This window comes from Geodermatophilus sp. SYSU D00879 (genome assembly GCF_054050375.1).
In genome coordinates, this window is the sequence record NZ_JBJGZF010000006.1 from 225,705 (window position 1) to 242,787 (window position 17,083).

17 protein-coding genes are annotated in these 17,083 nt (G+C 78.1%); 7 read left to right on the top strand and 10 right to left on the bottom strand.

Annotated features, from left to right (window positions below; genetic code table 11):
* Positions 1-3: 3 nt before the first annotated feature.
* Genes ACI79B_RS10880 through ACI79B_RS10895 form a run of 4 tightly spaced genes read right to left on the bottom strand, consistent with a single transcriptional unit; the run spans position 4 to position 2,749 of the window.
* Positions 4-627: an SRPBCC family protein gene (locus ACI79B_RS10880; RefSeq protein WP_456927336.1), complete on the bottom strand. Its 624-nt coding sequence runs from the start codon at positions 625-627 to the stop codon at positions 4-6.
* Positions 624-995, bottom strand: a complete 372-nt coding sequence (locus ACI79B_RS10885) for an ArsR/SmtB family transcription factor (protein ID WP_456927337.1) — start codon at positions 993-995, stop codon at positions 624-626. Before ACI79B_RS10885 ends, ACI79B_RS10880 begins: the two co-directional genes overlap by 4 nt.
* A gap of 45 nt (positions 996-1,040) precedes the next feature.
* A complete protein-coding gene (locus tag ACI79B_RS10890) occupies positions 1,041-2,105 on the bottom strand; it encodes an Acg family FMN-binding oxidoreductase (protein ID WP_456927338.1) in 1,065 nt (354 codons plus the stop codon).
* Entirely contained in the window at positions 2,102-2,749 is a 648-nt protein-coding gene (locus ACI79B_RS10895; RefSeq protein ID WP_456927339.1) for a hypothetical protein, read from the bottom strand. Before ACI79B_RS10895 ends, ACI79B_RS10890 begins: the two co-directional genes overlap by 4 nt.
* Positions 2,750-2,836: 87 nt before the next feature.
* Between ACI79B_RS10895 and ACI79B_RS10900 the strand changes: the two genes are divergently transcribed.
* Positions 2,837-5,137 (top strand): ATP-binding protein, encoded by a 2,301-nt coding sequence (locus tag ACI79B_RS10900; RefSeq protein ID WP_456927340.1) that lies wholly within the window; start codon positions 2,837-2,839, stop codon positions 5,135-5,137.
* Here the strand turns inward: ACI79B_RS10900 and ACI79B_RS10905 are convergent.
* The 6 genes from ACI79B_RS10905 to ACI79B_RS10930 all read right to left on the bottom strand — a co-directional run bounded on the left by ACI79B_RS10905 (position 5,112) and on the right by ACI79B_RS10930 (position 10,309).
* Positions 5,112-5,786, bottom strand: a complete 675-nt coding sequence (locus ACI79B_RS10905; RefSeq protein WP_456927341.1) for a hemerythrin domain-containing protein — start codon at positions 5,784-5,786, stop codon at positions 5,112-5,114. The genes ACI79B_RS10900 and ACI79B_RS10905 overlap by 26 nt on opposite strands.
* 92 nt (positions 5,787-5,878) lie before the next feature.
* Entirely contained in the window at positions 5,879-6,196 is a 318-nt protein-coding gene (locus ACI79B_RS10910; protein WP_456927342.1) for a hypothetical protein, read from the bottom strand.
* 46 nt (positions 6,197-6,242) lie between these two features.
* Positions 6,243-6,755 carry a universal stress protein gene (locus ACI79B_RS10915; RefSeq protein WP_456927344.1) on the bottom strand — a complete coding sequence of 171 codons (513 nt, stop codon included), beginning with the start codon at positions 6,753-6,755 and terminating at the stop codon, positions 6,243-6,245.
* Positions 6,756-6,897: 142 nt separating this feature from the next.
* Positions 6,898-8,109: a low temperature requirement protein A gene (locus ACI79B_RS10920; protein ID WP_456927345.1), complete on the bottom strand. Its 1,212-nt coding sequence runs from the start codon at positions 8,107-8,109 to the stop codon at positions 6,898-6,900.
* Between the two features lie 17 nt (positions 8,110-8,126).
* On the bottom strand, positions 8,127-9,911 hold the full coding sequence (locus ACI79B_RS10925; RefSeq protein WP_456927346.1) for an NAD-binding protein: 1,785 nt from the start codon (positions 9,909-9,911) through the stop codon (positions 8,127-8,129).
* Between the two features lie 11 nt (positions 9,912-9,922).
* On the bottom strand, positions 9,923-10,309 hold the full coding sequence (locus tag ACI79B_RS10930) for a DUF6394 family protein (RefSeq protein ID WP_387993095.1): 387 nt from the start codon (positions 10,307-10,309) through the stop codon (positions 9,923-9,925).
* Between the two features lie 91 nt (positions 10,310-10,400).
* Between ACI79B_RS10930 and ACI79B_RS10935 the strand changes: the two genes are divergently transcribed.
* The 6 genes from ACI79B_RS10935 to ACI79B_RS10960 all read left to right on the top strand — a co-directional run bounded on the left by ACI79B_RS10935 (position 10,401) and on the right by ACI79B_RS10960 (position 17,052).
* The gene (locus ACI79B_RS10935) at positions 10,401-11,933 is read left to right on the top strand and encodes an ATP-dependent DNA ligase (protein ID WP_456927347.1); all 1,533 of its coding nucleotides are present in this window, start codon (positions 10,401-10,403) and stop codon (positions 11,931-11,933) included.
* A 54-nt stretch (positions 11,934-11,987) separates the two neighbouring features.
* Entirely contained in the window at positions 11,988-13,115 is a 1,128-nt protein-coding gene (locus ACI79B_RS10940; protein WP_456927348.1) for a hypothetical protein, read from the top strand.
* Positions 13,116-13,172: 57 nt separating this feature from the next.
* Positions 13,173-14,060, top strand: coding sequence for an acyl-CoA thioesterase (locus ACI79B_RS10945; RefSeq protein ID WP_456927349.1), 888 nt, complete (start codon positions 13,173-13,175; stop codon positions 14,058-14,060).
* 200 nt (positions 14,061-14,260) lie between these two features.
* The gene (locus tag ACI79B_RS10950; RefSeq protein WP_456927350.1) at positions 14,261-15,859 is read left to right on the top strand and encodes a GGDEF domain-containing protein; all 1,599 of its coding nucleotides are present in this window, start codon (positions 14,261-14,263) and stop codon (positions 15,857-15,859) included.
* Positions 15,860-15,991: 132 nt separating this feature from the next.
* Positions 15,992-16,579 (top strand): peroxidase-related enzyme, encoded by a 588-nt coding sequence (locus ACI79B_RS10955; protein WP_456927351.1) that lies wholly within the window; start codon positions 15,992-15,994, stop codon positions 16,577-16,579.
* Between the two features lie 242 nt (positions 16,580-16,821).
* The gene (locus ACI79B_RS10960) at positions 16,822-17,052 is read left to right on the top strand and encodes a SpoIIE family protein phosphatase (RefSeq protein WP_456927352.1); all 231 of its coding nucleotides are present in this window, start codon (positions 16,822-16,824) and stop codon (positions 17,050-17,052) included.
* Positions 17,053-17,083: the final 31 nt, after the last annotated feature.

Here is a 17,083-nt window from a genome sequence, read left to right on the forward strand (position 1 = left end):
GGCTCAGCCGGCCGAGGGCTCCGGGGCGAACTGCGCCCGCGCCGCGGCGGCGGCACCGGCGACCTCCTCGGCGCCGGCCGTGCCGGACGCCGTCACCGTGTCCACCCACGCGTCCACCGACGCGGCGTTGAAGCGCCGCACGCCCTCGCCCGCCTCCCACGCGACCGGGTCGCCGACGTCCTCCCCGCGCAGGTGCAGCGCCAGGCCGAGCAGCGCGACGTCCCAGCCCGGGCCCACGAACAGCGCGCCGGCGCCGCTGCCCGCGAAGGCCAGGGGGACGGTGTGCTCGAGCGCCAGGACGGTGCCCCCACCGGCCGGGGTCAACGAGACGGTGACGACGCTGACCGGCCCGCCCCAGGTGAGGACCAGGGTCGACGGCGGCGTGCACTCGCGGATCTCCCCGTCGGCGTTGCCCTCGACGGCGAAGGTGCCGCCCGCCCGCAGGTCGCCGGTGACCGGCGCGAACCAGCGGGCCAGGCGGGCCGGGTCGGTGACCGCCTCCCACACGTCCCCGGGCGCGGCCGGGTACTCGCGGCGCACGGTGACGGCCACCAGCTCGTCGTCGCCCCCGCCCCGGCGGGCGACCTCGCGGGCGGTGTCGGCGATCTCGGCCAGCAGGTCTCTCACGGTTCCTCCTCGGGTGGACGGTCCTGGGGCTGGTTCGCGCGCAGGCGGCGCTCGCGCTCCCCCCGCGCGAGCTCGGTGGCGAGTGCGTCGAGGTGCCGGTCCCAGGTGCGGCGGAACCGCTCGAGCCACCGGTCGACGTCCTGCAGCGGGGCGGGCTCGACGGCGTACAGCCGCCGCGCTCCCTCGGCGCGGACCCGGGCGAAGCCGTTCTCCCGGAGCACCCTCAGGTGCCCGGACACGGCCGGCTGGGTGATCCCGAACTCCCGGCGGACGACAGCGGTGACCTCCCCGGCCGAGAGCTCGCCGTCGGCGAGCAGCTCGAGGATCCGCCGCCGGACCGGGTCGCCCAGGACGTCGAACGCGTGCACGGGAGGAGTGTTCAGCCTCCGCTGATATCAGTCAAGGCCGATAGGTCAGGCGAAGGTGAGCACCTCCGTGACCGGCCGGCGGTTGGTCGTCGGGCTGCGGTCCCCGGACGGGTACCCGAGCCGCATCAGCATCTGCGGGTGGCCGACCAGAGACAGCCGCGAGCGCAACTGCGTGCGGGTGGCCGGCCAGTCCAGCGCCTGGGTCAGCGGGGAGGCCGCGAGCCCGGCGGCGGTCACCTCCAGCAGCACCCGGCCGAGCGCCCGCCCGGCGGTGAGCCACGCCTGCCGGTCGTCGCCGTCGGTGCCCATGAGTACGACGGTCGGGCGCTCGACCGGCGGTGGCGGGGCGTCGGGGTCGAGGTCGGAGGCGTGCGACCGGTCGGCGGGGCGGGAGCCCACCACGAAGTCGCGGACCAGCCAGTTCGACGGCCGGGTCGACGGGTCCTCCCCGGGCACCGCCCCGACCGGGATCCCGTCGGGGGCGGTCGGGTCCGAGCGCATCCACCGCTGCAGCTCGGCGAGGTACTCGGGCTCGCGCTGCTCGACCTCCTCGGCGCGGGACAGCAGGAAGGTCGTGGTGACCTCCTCGTCCTCCCCGCTGATCCGCTTCACCCAGACCCGGGACGCGCCGGCGGTGGCCTGCAGCCGGTCGACCACCTCGGCCGGGACGGCCTGCGGCAGGAACGGCGCCCGCTCGGTGTGCCGGGCGCCGATGGCGTCGGCCAGGGCGCGGTCGGCGTCGTCGGGGGTGCGGCCGCCGGTGACGGTGAGGACGGCCAGCAGGTCGGGGTCGGCCGGGTCGGGCAGCTCCTCGACGGCGGTGTCGTGCCCCGCGGCCGCGAGCGCGACGACGGCGAACTCGACGGCGACGCCGCAGCTGACCACGCGCTGCCGGCCGCTGGGGTCGAGGGCGGGCAGCGCCCGCGCGGGATCGGTGCGGACCTCCAGCCGGTCGCCGGACGCGGTGAACCGCCACGGCTGCGTGTTGTGGATCGAGGGGGCCCGGGTCGCGGCCTCCACCACACGCGTCCACTCCTGCTGGTCCACCGTCGGCCTCCCGTCGTCCGTGCGTCCCGTGCGGGACCTGCCTACCCCATCCCCGCAGGTCACACCGCGCGGACCGCCGGGGCCCGCCGGAGCCGCCCGGCGAGGAGGACGACGACGCCGCGGCCGGTGACCGCCGCCATCGTCAGGGCCATCGCGAGGCCGCCGAGCACGCCGATCGCGGCGACCGTCACCGGGTCCTGCCCCGGCTGCCACAGCGGTGTGGTGAGGGCGGTGAACACGAGCAGGCCGGCGAGCCAGGCCAGCGCGGTGCACCCGATCCAGCGGCCGGCGCGGGGCACGTGCCGGCGCAGCACCGTCCACTGGGCCGCGCCGATGACGGTGAGGAGGAGCGCCGCCGCGACCAGCGCCAGGGGCACCTGCACGGCGAGCGGCAGGTGGAGCACCCCGGACGCCCAGGTGCCCGGCGCCGTCCCGAGACACCACGCCACGACGGCGGCCGCGGCGGTGCGCACCGTCCAGTCGCGGCGGGACAGGCCGGGCAGCACGGGGGCGAGCACGGCGGCCTGCGCCGCGCCGAGCAGCGCCCCCTCGGCCGCGCCGGCGGCGGCGAGCACCGCGAGCGCCGCGGGACCGGGCAGGTCCGCGGCGCCGAGCAGCACCGCGGTCACCGGCACCAGGAACCCCAGGGCCTCGCCGGCGGTGACCACGAGCAGCCAGCGCCGCCACAGCGCGGTCGGGGTGGTCACCCGCGCAGCGTGCCGGGCGGACGCGCGCGTTCCGTAGGGCCGGAGGTCCCGCCCCGCCGGGCCCGCCGGCCAGTACCCTCCCGGCCGGTGAGCGCCCCTCCGTCCGACCCCGGCCCCGTGGCGGCGCTGCTGCGCCGGTGGCGGACGGCGGCGGCGCTCACCCAGGAGGAGCTCGCCGCCCGGTCCGGGCTCACCGCCAAGGCGGTCAGCGCGCTGGAGCGGGGCGAGCGGCGCCGCCCCCACCCGCACACCGTGCGCGCGCTCGCCGACGCCCTCGGCCTCGACGCCGCCGACCGCGCCGCCCTGACCGCCGCCGCCCGCCCGGCCGGCGGCGGGCCCGCGGCGGGCACCCTCCCGCCGCCCGCGGCGCCGGTGTTCGGCCGCGAGGACGACGTCGCGGAGGTGGCCGGGCTGCTGCGGTCGGGCACCGCGCGGCTGGTCACGCTCACCGGCCCCGGCGGGGTGGGCAAGACGACGCTGGCGCTGGCCGTGGCGCGGGAGGTGGCGGCCGCGTTCCCCGACGGCGTGACGGTCGTCGAGCTCGCCCCGGTGCGCGAGCCGGGGCTGGTGCTGCCCACGCTGGCCCGCGCGCTCGGCGGGCGGCAGCTGGCGGGGCCGGTCGCCGACGCGGTGGCCGCCCGGATCGGCGACCGGCGGCACCTCGTCGTCCTCGACAACGTGGAGCACGTGCTCGACGCCGCACCGGAGGTCGCGGGGCTGCTCGGGCGCTGCCCGGGCCTCGCGGTGCTGGCCACCAGCCGGGCGCCGCTGCGGGTGCGGGCGGAGCGGGAGCGCCCGCTCGCGCCCCTCCCGGTGCCCGCGGGCCCCGGCGCCGCGGCCGTGGCCGCCTCCCCCGCCGCCCAGGTGTTCCTCGACCGGGCGGCGGCCGCCGGGCGCCCGGTCGTCCTCACCGACGCCACCGCCGCCGACGTCGCCGCGATCTGCCGGCGCCTCGACGGGCTGCCCCTGGCCCTGGAGCTGGCCGCCGCGCACGCCCGCTACCTGCCGCCGGCCGCGCTGCTCGGCCGGCTGGACGAGGCGCTCGGGTCCGGCGGCGCCCGGGACCTGCCCGAGCGGCAGCGCACGATGCGGGCCGCGCTGGACTGGAGCCACGACCTGCTCACCGCCGCCGAGCAGCGGCTGCTGCGCCGGCTGGCCGTCCTCGCCGGCGGCTTCTCCCTCGACACCGCGCGGGCGGTGGCCGGCGTCCCCGACGTGCTGCCCGCCCTGGGCGGCCTGGTCGAGCAGTCCCTCGTCGTCCCCGAGGACGGGCCCGAGGCGCGCTACCGGCTGCTGGAGCCGGTGCGGCAGTACGCCGCCGCGCGGCTGGCCGACGCCGGGGAGACCGACCTGGCCGCCGACCGCGCGACCGCCGCCGTCCTCGACCTCGCCGCCGGCGCGGAGACCGGGCTGACCGGGCCGGAGCAGGGCGCCTGGCTGGACCGGCTGGAGCGCGACCACGGCAACCTGAGCGCGGCGCTCGGCCGGCTGGTGGCCGCCGGCCGGTCCGCCGACGCCGCCCGGCTGGTGCGGGCCACCTGGCTGTACTGGGCGGTGCGCGGCGACGTCGCCGAGGGCCTGGGCTGGGTGGCCCGCATCGACCGCGCCGGCCTCGAGCCGGTCGACGACGCCCGCCTGCTGCTCGCCCTCGCCGCGCTGCGCTACGCCGCCGGCGACGTCCCCGGCACGGCGGAGGCGGCGGCCGGGGCGGCGGCGGCCGCCGCGGACGCCGGCGCCGGGGACCTGCGCGCCCTGGCGCTGGTGCTCACCGGCTCGGCCGCGGTCTTCCGCGGCGACCTCGGCGCCGCCGGCCGCGACCTGGCCGAGGCGCTGCGGCTGGCCGCGGAGACCGGGGAGAGGTGGGCCCGGGTGCACGCCGTCGTGGCGCAGGGGCAGCTGCTGCTGCAGGCGGGCGACCTCGCCGGCGGGACGGCGACGCTGGCCGACGCCGAGCGGCTGGCCCGCGCGCTCGGCAGCCCGTTCAGCCTGGCGACGCTGCTCAACGTGCAGGCCTCGCTGGCCGCGCTCGCCGGTGACGAGGACGCCGCCCTCGACCGGTGGGCGGAGGCGGCCGGTCTCGCCGCGGAGGTCCGCACCTCGTGGACGCTGGCCTACACGCTGCCGGGGCTGGCCGCCGTCGCCTCCGCCCGCGGGCTGCCGGAGCTCGCGGCGCAGCTGTTCGCCGCGGGGTCGGCGACGGCGGAGGCGGCGGCGGTCGCGGTGGCCTTCCCGCCCGACGTCGCGCTGGCCGCCCAGGAGCTGCCGGCGGTGCGGGCGGTGCTCGGCGAGGAGGCGTTCGCCCGGGCCTGGGACGCCGGCCGGCTGCTGCGCCCGGAGGACGTCCCGGCCCTCGCCGAGACGATCAGGCGGGCCCGCGGACCGCGCTGACGTAGCGGCGGTACCGCCGGGCGAAGACCGTCCGCAGCAGCACCCGGACCGGGAACGGGACGACGTGCAGCATCATCGTCCGCTCGTCCGGGTCGCACTCCTCCAGCAGCGCGCCGAACAGCAGCGGCAGGTCCCGCACCGACATCTCGCCCTTGCCGTGCTCGCCGAGCTGCGCCCACTCCGCCTGCGTGACGTGCCGCTGCGCCAGCGGCAGGATCTCGGTCTCCTCCTCGGCCAGGTGCTCGGCCAGGACGGCGCCCAGCGCCTCGACGGTGGACGCCACCTCCTCGGCGACCGCCGGCCGCGCCTCGACCTCCCAGCGGTCCAGCGCCGGGCCGAGGGCACCGATCAGCCGCTCCACCTCGGCGTGCTGGGCCTCCATGCGGTGGACGACGGCGGCGTCGGGCGGGCACCGCTCGAGCAGCTTCGGCCAGAGCAGGTCGTCCTCGGCGGTGTGGTGCAGGTGCAGGCCGAGCAGCACCATCCGGGCGTGCCGGGCGAGGACGGCCGCGCGGGCGGTGTCGCCGGGGCCGACGGCGCGCACGAGCCCGGGGAGCAGGCCGAACTCGCGGCGGAAGGCCCGGTGGACGACGTACATGTCGCGGACGTCGGCCATCGGGACGGTGGGGGCGGGAGCGGTGTTCGTCATGGCGGCGAGCCTGTCGGCGGGGCCGCGCCGATCCCACCCACAGCACACCCACACCGCCCCCACGGTCCGCCCGTGGGGGGAGTGTGTGGGGGTCAGCTCTCGGAGGCGTGGTGGTGGAACCGCCGCCACGGGTGTCTGCGGGCCGTCGGGGGCTCGGGGTGCCGCGCCTCGTCCGGCGGGGGCCCCGCGGACTCCGCCGCCGCGCCGGCCTGGGCGGCCCGGCGGGGGGTCGGCGGCCGGGTGCTGTCGGCCAGCCGCTCGCGGCTGAGCTGGTGCTGCAGGCCGAGCGGGTCGCAGCGGTGGCCGCGGGCGGCGACGTCGTGCTGCGCCTCCCACTGCGCGATCAGCTTCTCGTCGAGCGACATCTCGCGGCGCACCGGCTCCTCCGGCGGGCGGGCGGTCGGGTCCATGGTTCCCCCTCTCACCCCCGGGGCCGTCCCCCGGGGGACGCAGGCGTCAGGGCCGGGCGGCGGCGCCGGACCCCACGGTCTCGGCCGGACTGCGGCGCACCGCGTCGGGCCGCACGACGGTCACCGGGCAGGGCGCCGCGCGCAGCACCGAGGACGCGACCGAGCCGAGCAGCCGCCCGCGGGCGCCGCCCCTCCCCCGCGTCCCGAGGACCAGCAGCTCCGCGCCCTCGGTCGCCGCCAGCAGCGCGTCGACCGGCGCCCGGTGCACCGCGCGGCAGGTCACCGCGACCTCCGGCGGCACGGCGGCCGCGGCGACGTCGTCGGCGAGCGCCCGCTCCACGGCCCGCTCCCAGTCGGAAAGCGGCGGCACGTAGGCCGGCTCCCAGGTGTCCGGGCGGGGTGCGGTCGGCACGCTCCACGCGCGCACGGCGGTCAGCGGCATGGCGGTGCGGGCGGCCATCCGGCCCGCCCAGGCGAGCGCGGCCCGGGCGCACGCCGAGCCGTCCACCCCGACGACCACCCCGCCGGCGACGCCACCGGGCCCGGCTCCCGAGGTCACGGCACAGCCCCCCTCAGCACCGGTCACCGGTGGCCGGCGCAGACCCATGACACGCCGCACCGGCGCCCGGCGGCAGGGTCGGAGGTCCCGGTCGGCGGACGGGACCGGCCGGTCTCCGGACCTCGCCCCAGGGGCCCGGAGGTCAGACCTCCTCGGTCTCCAGGTCCCCCGCCGCGCGCTGTGCCCAGCCCCCCACCACGACCGCCACGACCAGCGCGGCCAGGGCGCCGACGACCACGGACGCCGGCAGCTCCAGCAGCGCGTCGAGCAGGGCCACGGCCGCGGCGAGCAGCGGCCACCACCAGCCGCGCCGGACGTTCCCCGTCATCGCCGAGGCGGTGACGCCCGCGGCGACCAGGTAGACCGCCACCCCGCCGGCCACCAGCAACCGGGTCCCCGCCGGCACCTCGCCGGCCGCGGCCTCCTTGACCGCGAGCTCGAGGCCCGCGCCGACCGTGGCCAGCGCGAGCGTCAGCGGCAGGTGCCCGAAGACGTAGGCGTCGTGGGCGTGGGCGCCGTTGTGCTCCCCCGCCTCGCCCAGCAGCCGCTTGGCGCGGGCGCCGGCGAGGTCGAAGTAGCTCCACCACAGCGCGGCGGCGAGGACGAAGGCCAGCACCGCCACCGGCAGCGCCGAGCCCGACCAGCCGGCGTCGTACAGGCCGTGCGCGACCGCGGCGACCGGCTCGCCGAGCACGAGGATGACGAACAGCGCGAACCTCTCGGGCAGGTGCTCGACGTGCAGCGGCAGGTCAGCCGAGGACCGCGTCGCCAGCAGCGGGACCAGCGCCTCGGCCAGCACCGCGGCGGCCCACAGCGCGAACGCGGCCGGCCGCGGCACTGCGAGCGACACCGCCCAGAGCACCGCGCCCGCGGCGGTCCCGGCCAGGTAGAGCCGGGTGATCGGCCGCGCGTCCGGCACGTGCCGGTGAGCGCGCTGGTACTGCAGGAGCAGCATCGCGCGCAGCAGGAGCTGGCAGACGACGAAGACGGCGAACCGCTCGCCGGTCGCCTCTGACGCCGAGGCCGCCAGCCCGACGACGGCGGCCATGCTCCCGAGCTTGTAGAGGCGGTAGACGACGTCGTCGTGGTCGAAGCGGTTGGCGTAGAGCGTCGAGCTGACCCAGGACCACCAGACGGTCGTGAACAGCCCGGCGAAGACGAGGAACCCGTGCAGGGTCACGTCCTCGCGCAGCGCGATCGCGAGCTCGGCGACCACCAGGACGAAGGCCAGGTCGAAGAACAGCTCGAGCCGCGAGGCGGACCGGTCGTCGTCGGTTCGCAGGGACGGCGGCCGGACGGCGTCCCGGCCGGTGAGGGCGCCGAGCAGTCGCCGGGCCGGGGCCTGGTCAGGCACGTGTCCCCCTGATGGGGTCAGGGCGCGGGGGCCGCGTCCTCGGCCGGCGCCGACCGGCTCAGCTTGCGCCAGACCCAGCTCTGCGGCACCCGCCGGCCGGTGACCAGGTAGTCGGCGACGCCGTCGATGAACATCGTGGCCTCCACCTCCCGGTGCACCGCGGCGCGGCCGGCGAACAGCAGTTCGTCGCCGGGCGCGAGCACCGTCCCGGGCCCGGGGGTCAGCACCGCCTCGTCGCCGCGCAGGAGCAGCAGCGGCACGGCCAGCAGGGTCTGCTCGCGGTCGGCCGGGTCGCGCAGCAGGTCGGCGAGCCGGAAGCACCCCTCGGTCAGCAGCGGGTGGAGCGCCGGCGCGTCCTCCGCGGTCAGGCGCACCTTCCACAGCGCCTCCAGGTGGGCGCCGCACGCGTCCAGCAGCCGCTCGACCACGCCGGCCGACCACTCGTCGCTCTGCCCGGGCAGCTCGCGCAGGAACCGCCACAGCAGGGGCGTGCTCAGCCGGGCGTAGGCGTCGTGCGCGACCACCTCGGTGGGCACGAGCAGCGCGTCGACGTCCATCGCGGCGAACAGGGCGGCGTCGGCGGGCTGGTTCTGGCGGGCGGCGACGAACAGCGAGGGGTTGACCCGCCGCGCCTCGGCCACCAGGGAGAGGTTGGTGGTGTCGTTGTCGGTGCCGGCCACCAGCCCGACCGCCGTGGCCAGGTCCGTCCGCCGGATGACGTCGGGATCGGCGGCGTCACCCTCCACGACGCCGTCGCCCGGCGTCGTGTCCACGACGGTGACCTCCAGGCCCTCGGCGCCCAGGTCGGCGGCGAAGTGCCGGCCGAACCGGCCGTAGCCGCACACCACCCACCGGCCCGGCGCGGGCGCCTTGCCCCGCGGCGGCAGCTCGGCGCCCGGCCCGCTCTCCAGCCAGGTCGTGAGCTGGTAGGACGCCGGGGTCCGCAGCGCCAGCCGCAGGTGGTCGCCGAACCGGTCGAAGGGGTTGATGACCGTCGGCGAGCCGAACCGGCTCATCCGCTGGGCGACCGCGGACGACGTCGTGCGGGTGACCACCGTGAGCTCCGGGCGCAGCAGGGCGGCGGCCATGGCGACGGCGAGGTTGGCCTCGTCATCACCGGTCACGGCCAGCACGCCCTCGCACCACGGGTGCCCGAGGCCCGCGACGCCGAGCACGTGCGGGTCGCGCGCGTCGCCCACCACGCCGGGGACGTCCCCCCGGTGCGGCGCGATCTCCAGGACGTCGATGCGGCTCTCGGCGATGTCGACCACGGTGAACCGGCGGCCCAGCGCGTCCAGCGACAGCCCGAGCGCCTCCCCGGCCTGCCCGTAGCCGCAGATGAGCAGGAACGGCTCGCGCAGCCGGGTGACCTTGCGCGACACGTGCCGCAGCGCCAGGGCCTGGCGGAACGCGCGGTCCTGCAGCAGCGCCAGCAGCGAGCCGATGGCGTAGGCCCAGCCGACGACGGTCAGGTAGATCGCGCCGGTCACCCACATCCGCTGCGCGTAGCTGAACGCGTACGGGATCTCGCCGAAGCCGATCGTGGTCGCGGTGTAACTCATGACGTAGAAGGCGTCGAACAGGCTCAGCCGCGCCGGCTGCCCGTCCGTGTCCACGCCGGGGACCAGCGACAGCCCGAGCACGCTGACGGCGAAGATGACGATCAGCGTGATCAGCGGGGCGCGCATCCGCCGGAGGACGGTGAACACCGTCGCCGAGCCCTCCGCGCGCGGCACCACCGGCGCCCGGCGGCGGATGCGCCGGCCGCGGGTGGTGACGGGGGGCGGTGGCGCGGTCTCCACGGCGGCCCGCCTCAGTGCCGCTGGAAGGACACGGTCTCGACGACGAGCAGCACCACCGAGACCACGTTGGCCAGCAGCGCGCCGCCGGACAGCGACACCATGCTCGCCGTCGTCACGTCGGTCAGCCCCTCGGCGGAGACGTGCACCGCCCAGGCCCAGGTGATGGTCGCCGCCACCAGCTGCAGGTCGGCGACCAGGCTGGTGGCCAGGTGCACCGCGCCGATCTGGGTGCGGTCGCCGAACTTGAGGACCGTGGCGACCAGGCTGACCACCAGCGCGGCGAACAGCTCGTAGACGTTGTGCACCGCCGGGTCGTCGATGTCGCCCAGGAAGAACCCGAAGTTCAGCGTCGCGGCGAGCAGGACGAAGAACCCGAAGACGACCTTCTCGAGGTTCACGCGGCGACCACCTCCTCTCGGCGCGGACGACGCTAACGGGATCACGGCACGCGCACCTCCCGGAGTCGTACCGCACTGTCACCATCGCCGCGTGCTGCTCGCCGACGTCGTCACCGCCTCCGCGGCCGTGGCCGCCACCCGCTCGCGCACCGCCAAGGCGCAGGCCATCGCGGAGGCGCTGCGCGCGGCCGGGCCGGACGAGGCGGGGCCGGTGGCCGCGTGGCTGGCCGGCGAGCTGCCGCAGGGCCGGGTCGGCGTCGGCTGGCGCACGCTGGCGCGGACCGCGCCGCCGGCCGCGGCCGCGCCGACGCTGACCGTCGCCGCCGTCGACCGCGCGCTCACCGCACTGGCCGGCACGGCCGGCAGCGGCTCGGCCGCCCGCCGCGAGGCGCTGCTGACCGAGCTGCTCACCGCCGCCACCGCCGACGAGCAGCACCTCCTCGTCCGGCTGCTCGGCGGCGAGCTGCGGCAGGGCGCGCTGGAGGGCGTGGTGCTCGACGCGATCGCCGCCGCGGCCGGCGTCCCGGCAGCGGCGGTCCGGCGGGCGATGATGCTGGCCGGCCGGCTCGACGAGACCGCCGTCCTCGCCCTCGGCGGCGGGGAGGAGGCCCTCGCCGCCGTCACGCTGCGGGTGGGGCGACCGGTGCGGCCGATGCTGGCCAGCCCCGGCTCCTCCCTCGACGCCGCGCTCGCCGACCTCGGCCCCGCGGTCACCGTGGAGCACAAGCTCGACGGCGCCCGCATCCAGGTGCACCGCGACGGCGACGACGTCCGCGTCTGGACCCGCACGCTGCGCGAGGTCACCGGCGGCGTGCCGGAGCTGGTCGAGCGGGTGCGCGCACTCCCCTGCCGCACCGCCGTCCTCGACGGCGAGACCCTCGCCCTCGACGACGACGGCCGCCCGCGCGCGTTCCAGGACACGATGAGCCGCTTCGGCAGCGACGGCGCCGACGCCGGCGTGCTGCTGAGCCCGTTCCTGTTCGACGTGCTGCACCTCGACGGGCGCGACCTGCTCGACGAGCCGCTCGACGTCCGCCTCGACGCGCTGGCCGGCCTGCTCGCCGACGACGCGCACGCCCCGCTGCGCATGCCCGGGGTGCGCCGGCCGACACCGGAGCAGGCGGCCGCCGTGCTCGACGACGCCCTGTCCGCCGGGCACGAGGGCGTGGTGGTCAAGGCGCTGGACGCCCCGTACGCCGCCGGCCGGCGCGGCCGCGCGTGGCAGAAGGTCAAGCCGGTGCACACCCTCGACCTCGTCGTCCTCGCCGCCGAGTGGGGGTACGGCCGGCGCACCGGCACGCTGTCCAACATCTGGCTCGGCGCCCGCGACCCCGACGGCGGCGAACCGGTGATGGTCGGCAAGACGTTCAAGGGCATGACCGACGAGCTGCTGGACTGGCAGACCCGCACGTTCCCCGCCCACGCCCGGGCCGAGCACCCGTGGGGCGTGGAGCTGCGGCCCGAGCTCGTCGTCGAGGTCGCGCTCGACGGCGCCCAGCGCAGCCCGCGCTACCCCGGCGGGCTGGCGCTGCGCTTCGCCCGGGTGCTCCGCTACCGGCCCGACAAGACCCCCGCCCAGGCCGACGACCTCGACGCGGTGCGCGCCCTGCTCGCCGGCGGCTGAGCCGTCCAAGCCGGACGGCAGCCGGTCGCAAGCCGCCGTGCCGAGGCTGCCGGCGTGACCCCGACCCGCGCCCTCCCCGTCCTGCTCACCGCCGGCGCCCTCGTGCTCGGCGGCTGCACCGCCGCCCCCGACGACACCGCCGCCGCGGCCGCGCCCGCGGCGTTCGACGAGGTCCTCGGCACCGTCGACCTCACCGACGTGGCCGGCGAGCCCGCCGCCGAGGAGCACCGGGTCGCCGTGCTCGACGTCGAGGCGCTCGACGACGGCCGCGCCCTCGTGCTGCTCGCGGGTCGGGACACCCGGCTGGTCGAGGTGCGGCCCGGCGACGACGCGCCGGAGGTCGGGGACGTCGTCGAGCTGCCCGCGCTCGGCCGGCGCTCGGCGGTGTACGCCCTCCCGGACGGCGGCGTCCTCGTCGTGGGCAGCGACGACCGCGGGCCCGCGCTCCTCACCGTCCGGGACGGCGAGGTGACCGAGCAGCGCCTGGGGCGGGGCGGCACCGTCGGCTCGTCGCTCCTGTCCGCCGACGGCGCGACGCTGTGGATCGGGCTGGGCGCCCGGGAGGCTCCCGACGACGTCCGGCTGCTCGCCGTCGACGTCGCGACCGGGCGGGTGACCCGCGGCGTCCCCCTCGGTGCCACGTTCGGGCCGGCCGCGTGGCCCCAGGAGCTGCTGGCGCGCCCCGACGGCGGCGTCGTCGCCGTCGTCTGGGACCCCTCCCGGGACGCCGCCCCGCACTGGGTCGCGCGGTTCGACGCGCGCCTGGCGCCGGCCGGCGAGCCGTTCGGCATCCACGAGGGGACCGAGGAGGAGGTGGTGCGCGAGGCGTCCGTCGGCGTGCTGCCCGACGGCGCGGTCGTCGTCGTCTCGCAGTACCGGGACGGCTCGCGGTCCTCGGTCGTCCGCGACGGCGTGCTCGACACCAAGGCCGGCGTGGACCTGATCGGCGAGGTCCCGGTCGTGCAGGCCGGTCCCGTGGCCGGGACGGTCACCCTGCTGCTGGCGGGGTCGCGCCCGGCCGTCGTCACCCTCGACCCCGTGACCGGGGACGTCGAGGAGGACCTGGTGCTGTGCGAGGAGCTCGCCCTCTTCGCCGACCTCGGGCTGTCCCCCGACGGCACCCGCGGCGCCGCGGCCGGCACGTGCGGCGACACGGAGGTGGTCGCGGTCCTCGTCGGGTGACCCCGGGGCCGGGTGGTTCACTGCACCGGTCGGTCGGGCGGACGGGGGGGGCAGGGCGTGGCGCAGCCGGTCGGCGGCGGTCCGGTCCCCGGTGGGCTGGTCGCCCTGCTCGACGTCGCGGAGGCCGCGCCCGGCCGGTTCCGCGGCGCGGCGCGCGGCGTGCCGGCCGACCGGGCGTTCGGCGGCGCGGTCGTCGCCCAGGCGCTGCTCGCGGCGACGGCGACCGTCCCGGACGACCGGGCGGTGCACTCGCTGCACGCCTACTTCGTCCGTGCCGGCGACCCGGCCGCGCCCACCGACCTGCAGGTCACCCGGGTGCGCGACGGCGGCAGCTACGCCACCCGGGAGGTCGCCGCCGTCCAGCACGGGGAGACGATCCTCGTGCTGACGGCGTCGTTCGCCCGGCCCGAGACCGGCCCCGAGCACCAGGTGCCCACCCTGGACGCCCCGCCGCCGGAGTCGCTGGCCGCACCGGCCGACGCCGCGGCCGGCGCCCCGGACTCCGTCCTCGCGTGGCTGGCCTGGCTGGACGCGCGGCACCCCTTCGACTTCCGGTTCGACGGCGGGCCGCCCCGGATCGCCGCCGGCCGGGGCGAGCCGGCACCGCCGCGGCAGCGCTTCTGGTTCCGCTCCCGCGAGGCGCTGCCCGACGACCCGCGGCTGCACGCCTGCGCGCTCGCCTACGCCACCGACATGCTGCTGCTCGCCGTCGCGGTCGCCCCGCACGCCGCGGTCATCGGGGACCCCGGCCTGGTGACGGCGAGCCTCGACCACGCCGTCTGGTTCCACGGCCCGGCCCGCGCCGACACCTGGCTGTGCTTCGAGCAGGAGAGCGCCTGGTCCGCGGGCGGCCGCGCGCTGTGCTCCGGGCGGGTGTTCGACCGCGCGGGCCGGCTGGTGCTGACCGTCGTCCAGGAGGGCGTGCTCCGCCGGCGCCGGGGCTGAGCCGCTCCCCGGCGCAGCCGCCCGGGCGCGCGTCCCCCCGTCCGGGGGTGGCGTCTGCTGTGATGGGCGGTACAGCGGTTCGCACGCCCCGCGGAGGTGCCGATGGCCGGCTGCCCGGCGAGCACCCCCGGGCTCACCCGACCGGGTGGGGGTCCCGTGCCCGCCCTGTCGCGGCGGGCCCCCTCTGCCGATGGGGAGTCGTGACCAGTCTCGCCGTCCGTCCGGACGCCGGCGCCGTGCCCGGGGGCTCCCCGCGGCCTCCGGACCCGCTCGCGGTCCTGCTCACGACGCTCGACGAGCTGGAGACCCTCACCCGCTTCGACTCCGAGGCGGCCGGGGAGCGCGCCGGCGCCGCCGCGGGCACCGCCCGCGAGCTCGGCCGCCCCGACCTCGAGCAGCGGGCGCGGCTGGTGGCCGCCGACCTGCTGCGGCGGCGCGGCTCGGTGGCCGAGGGCGGGCGCATCGCGCACGAGGTGCACCGCTGGGCCACCGAGGCCCGGTCCCGGCACCTGCTCGCCCGCAGCTCCTTCGTCCTCACCGCGGTGTTCCAGGAGCTCGGCGACCTCGCCGGCGCGCTGGAGCACGCCGTGCAGGGCGTCGACCTGCTCGACGAGGACGCCCTCCCGGCCCTGCGGGTCGACCACCTGGTCCGGCTGGCCGACGTCCTGGGCCTGTCCCGCGACCCTGCCGCCCCCGAGCGCTACGCCACCGTCCTCCGGCTGGCCGAGGACCTCGGCGACGTCGACCGGCAGCTGCGCATCCTCAACAACCGCGCCTACACCGACACCCTCGCCGGCCGGTTCGCCGACGCCCTGCACTTCAGCACCCGGCTGCAGGACCTGGCGGCCGCGCACGGCGTCCCGCTCGACGTCGGCCGGCTGGACACCGTCGCCCGCGCGCTCATGGGCCTGGACCGGCTGGACGAGGCCGAGGAGGCGCTGCTGCCGGGCCTGGCGCCGGAGGTGCTCGACAGCTCCCACGACGGCGACGCCGGGGCCGACTTCCTGCTCACCCTCGCCGAGGTGCAGCGCCGCCGCGGCGCCGTGGACGCCGCCCAGCGGACCCTCGACGAGTGCGTGCGCCGCTGCCGGCAGCACGGGCTGACCTCGATCCGGGTGCGCGCCCGCGCCGAGCAGGCCGAGCTGCACGCCGCCGCCGGCGACCACCGCGCGGCGTTCGAGGAGCACAAGCGCTACTGCGCCGAGCTGATGGAGCAGCAGTCCGCCCAGCGCGAGTCCCGCGCCCGCGCGCTGCAGGCCATGTACGAGACCACCGAGGCCCGCCGGCAGAGCCGCCGCTGGCGCGAGCTGTCGCTGCGCGACCCGCTCACCGGCCTGCACAACCGCCGGCACGTCGACGACGAGCTGCCCCGGCTGCTGGCCGACGGCGCGCTGGTGTGGGTGGCGCTGCTGGACCTGGACCACTTCAAGCGGGTCAACGACACCTGCTCGCACGCCGTCGGCGACGAGGTGCTGCGCACCGTCGCGGGCATCGTGCAGGACCTCCCGGCCCCGGGCGGCGCCTCGCTGGTCGCCCGGCTCGGCGGCGAGGAGTTCCTCGTCGTCCTCGCCGGCGCCGACGCCGCGGCCGCCGCCCGGCACCTGGAGGACGTCCGCAGCGCCGTGGCCGCCCACGCGTGGGGCCCGCTCACCGGGGACCTGCCGGTGACGGTGAGCATCGGCGCCGCCAGCACCAGCGAGGTCACCGACCGGACGCCGGCGCAGCTGCTCGGCCGCGCCGACGCCCGCCTCTACCGCGCCAAGCGCGAGGGCCGCGACCGCGTCGTCGTCGGGGACTGATCGAGGACCCCCGTGCCCCCGCCGCTCGCGAGCTCGCGGCGGGCCCCTGCAAGGGGCCTGACCGAGCTGTGCGATGCGCTGCGTCGACCCACGCGGTCGACGCCGGACCGGCGGGCGGGGCACGCTGCACGGGTGACCACCGACCCGGCGCCGATGAGCCGCTTCCCCGTCGCCGACCCCGCCGACCTGCCGCCGGACCTGGCCGAGCGCCACGCCGAGGTGCAGGAGAAGTCGGGGTTCCTGCCCAACGTCTTCGCGGCGCTGGCCTGGCGGCCGGCCGAGGAGCGGGCGTTCCTCGCGATGCACGACGCGCTCATGGACAAGGACACCCCGGGCCTGTCGACCGGCGAGCGGGAGCTGATCGTGGTCGCCACCAGCGCGGCCAACGACTGCGCGTACTGCGTCGTGGCGCACGGTGCGATCGCGCGCATCCGCACCCGCGACCCGTACCTGGCCGACCTGGTCGCCGTCGACTGGCGCAAGGCCCCGCTCGACGACCGGATGCGCGCCGTCCTCGACGTCGCCGTCCGGCTGGCCACCGACCCCGCCGCCGTGACCGCCGCCGACCTCGAACGGCTGCGCGCGCACGGCCTCACCGAGGACGACGTCTGGGACGTGGGCGCGATCACCGCCTTCTTCGCGCTGTCCAACCGGCTCGCGCACTTCGCCGCGATCCCGCCCAACCCCGAGTTCCACCTCATGGGCCGGCTCCCCCGGTGACCGCGCGCGGGCCGTCTACCGTGGGCCCGTGACCAGCGCGGACAGCGGGACCGACGACCCGTCGGGCATCGCCGACGCCGACTTCGACCGGCTGGTCGTCCTGGTCCGCACGCTGCTCGACGTCCCACCGCGCTGGTGACCCTCGTGCACCCCGACCGGCAGGTGTTCCCGGCGCGGTCGGCCTCCCGCCCGAGTGGCAGGCCTGCCGCAGCACCCCGCTGAGCCACTCGTCCTGCCAGTACGTGCGGGCCACCGCGCGGATGGCCCTGGGGCCGGGCAGCACGGTGCTGCTCTACACCGACGGCCTGGTCGAGCGCCGCCGCACCGACCTCGACGACGGCATCGCCCAGCTCACCGCCGCCGTCGCCGCGGACGGCGCCGGCTCGCTGGACGACCTGCTCGACCGGCTGCTGGAGGGCGTCCGGGGCTCCACCGACCACGACGTCGCGCTGCCGGCCGTCCGCGTGCGCTGACGCCCGGGTTCTGGAACCCGGGCGGAACGCG

What these genes read in the sequence shown, in the direction of transcription:
- ACI79B_RS10905 (WP_456927341.1), bottom strand. Translation starts at nt 5,786, where the DNA reads ATGACGAACACCGCTCCCGCCCCCACCGTCCCGATGGCCGACGTCCGC.
- ACI79B_RS10910 (WP_456927342.1), bottom strand. Translation starts at nt 6,196, where the DNA reads ATGGACCCGACCGCCCGCCCGCCGGAGGAGCCGGTGCGCCGCGAGATG.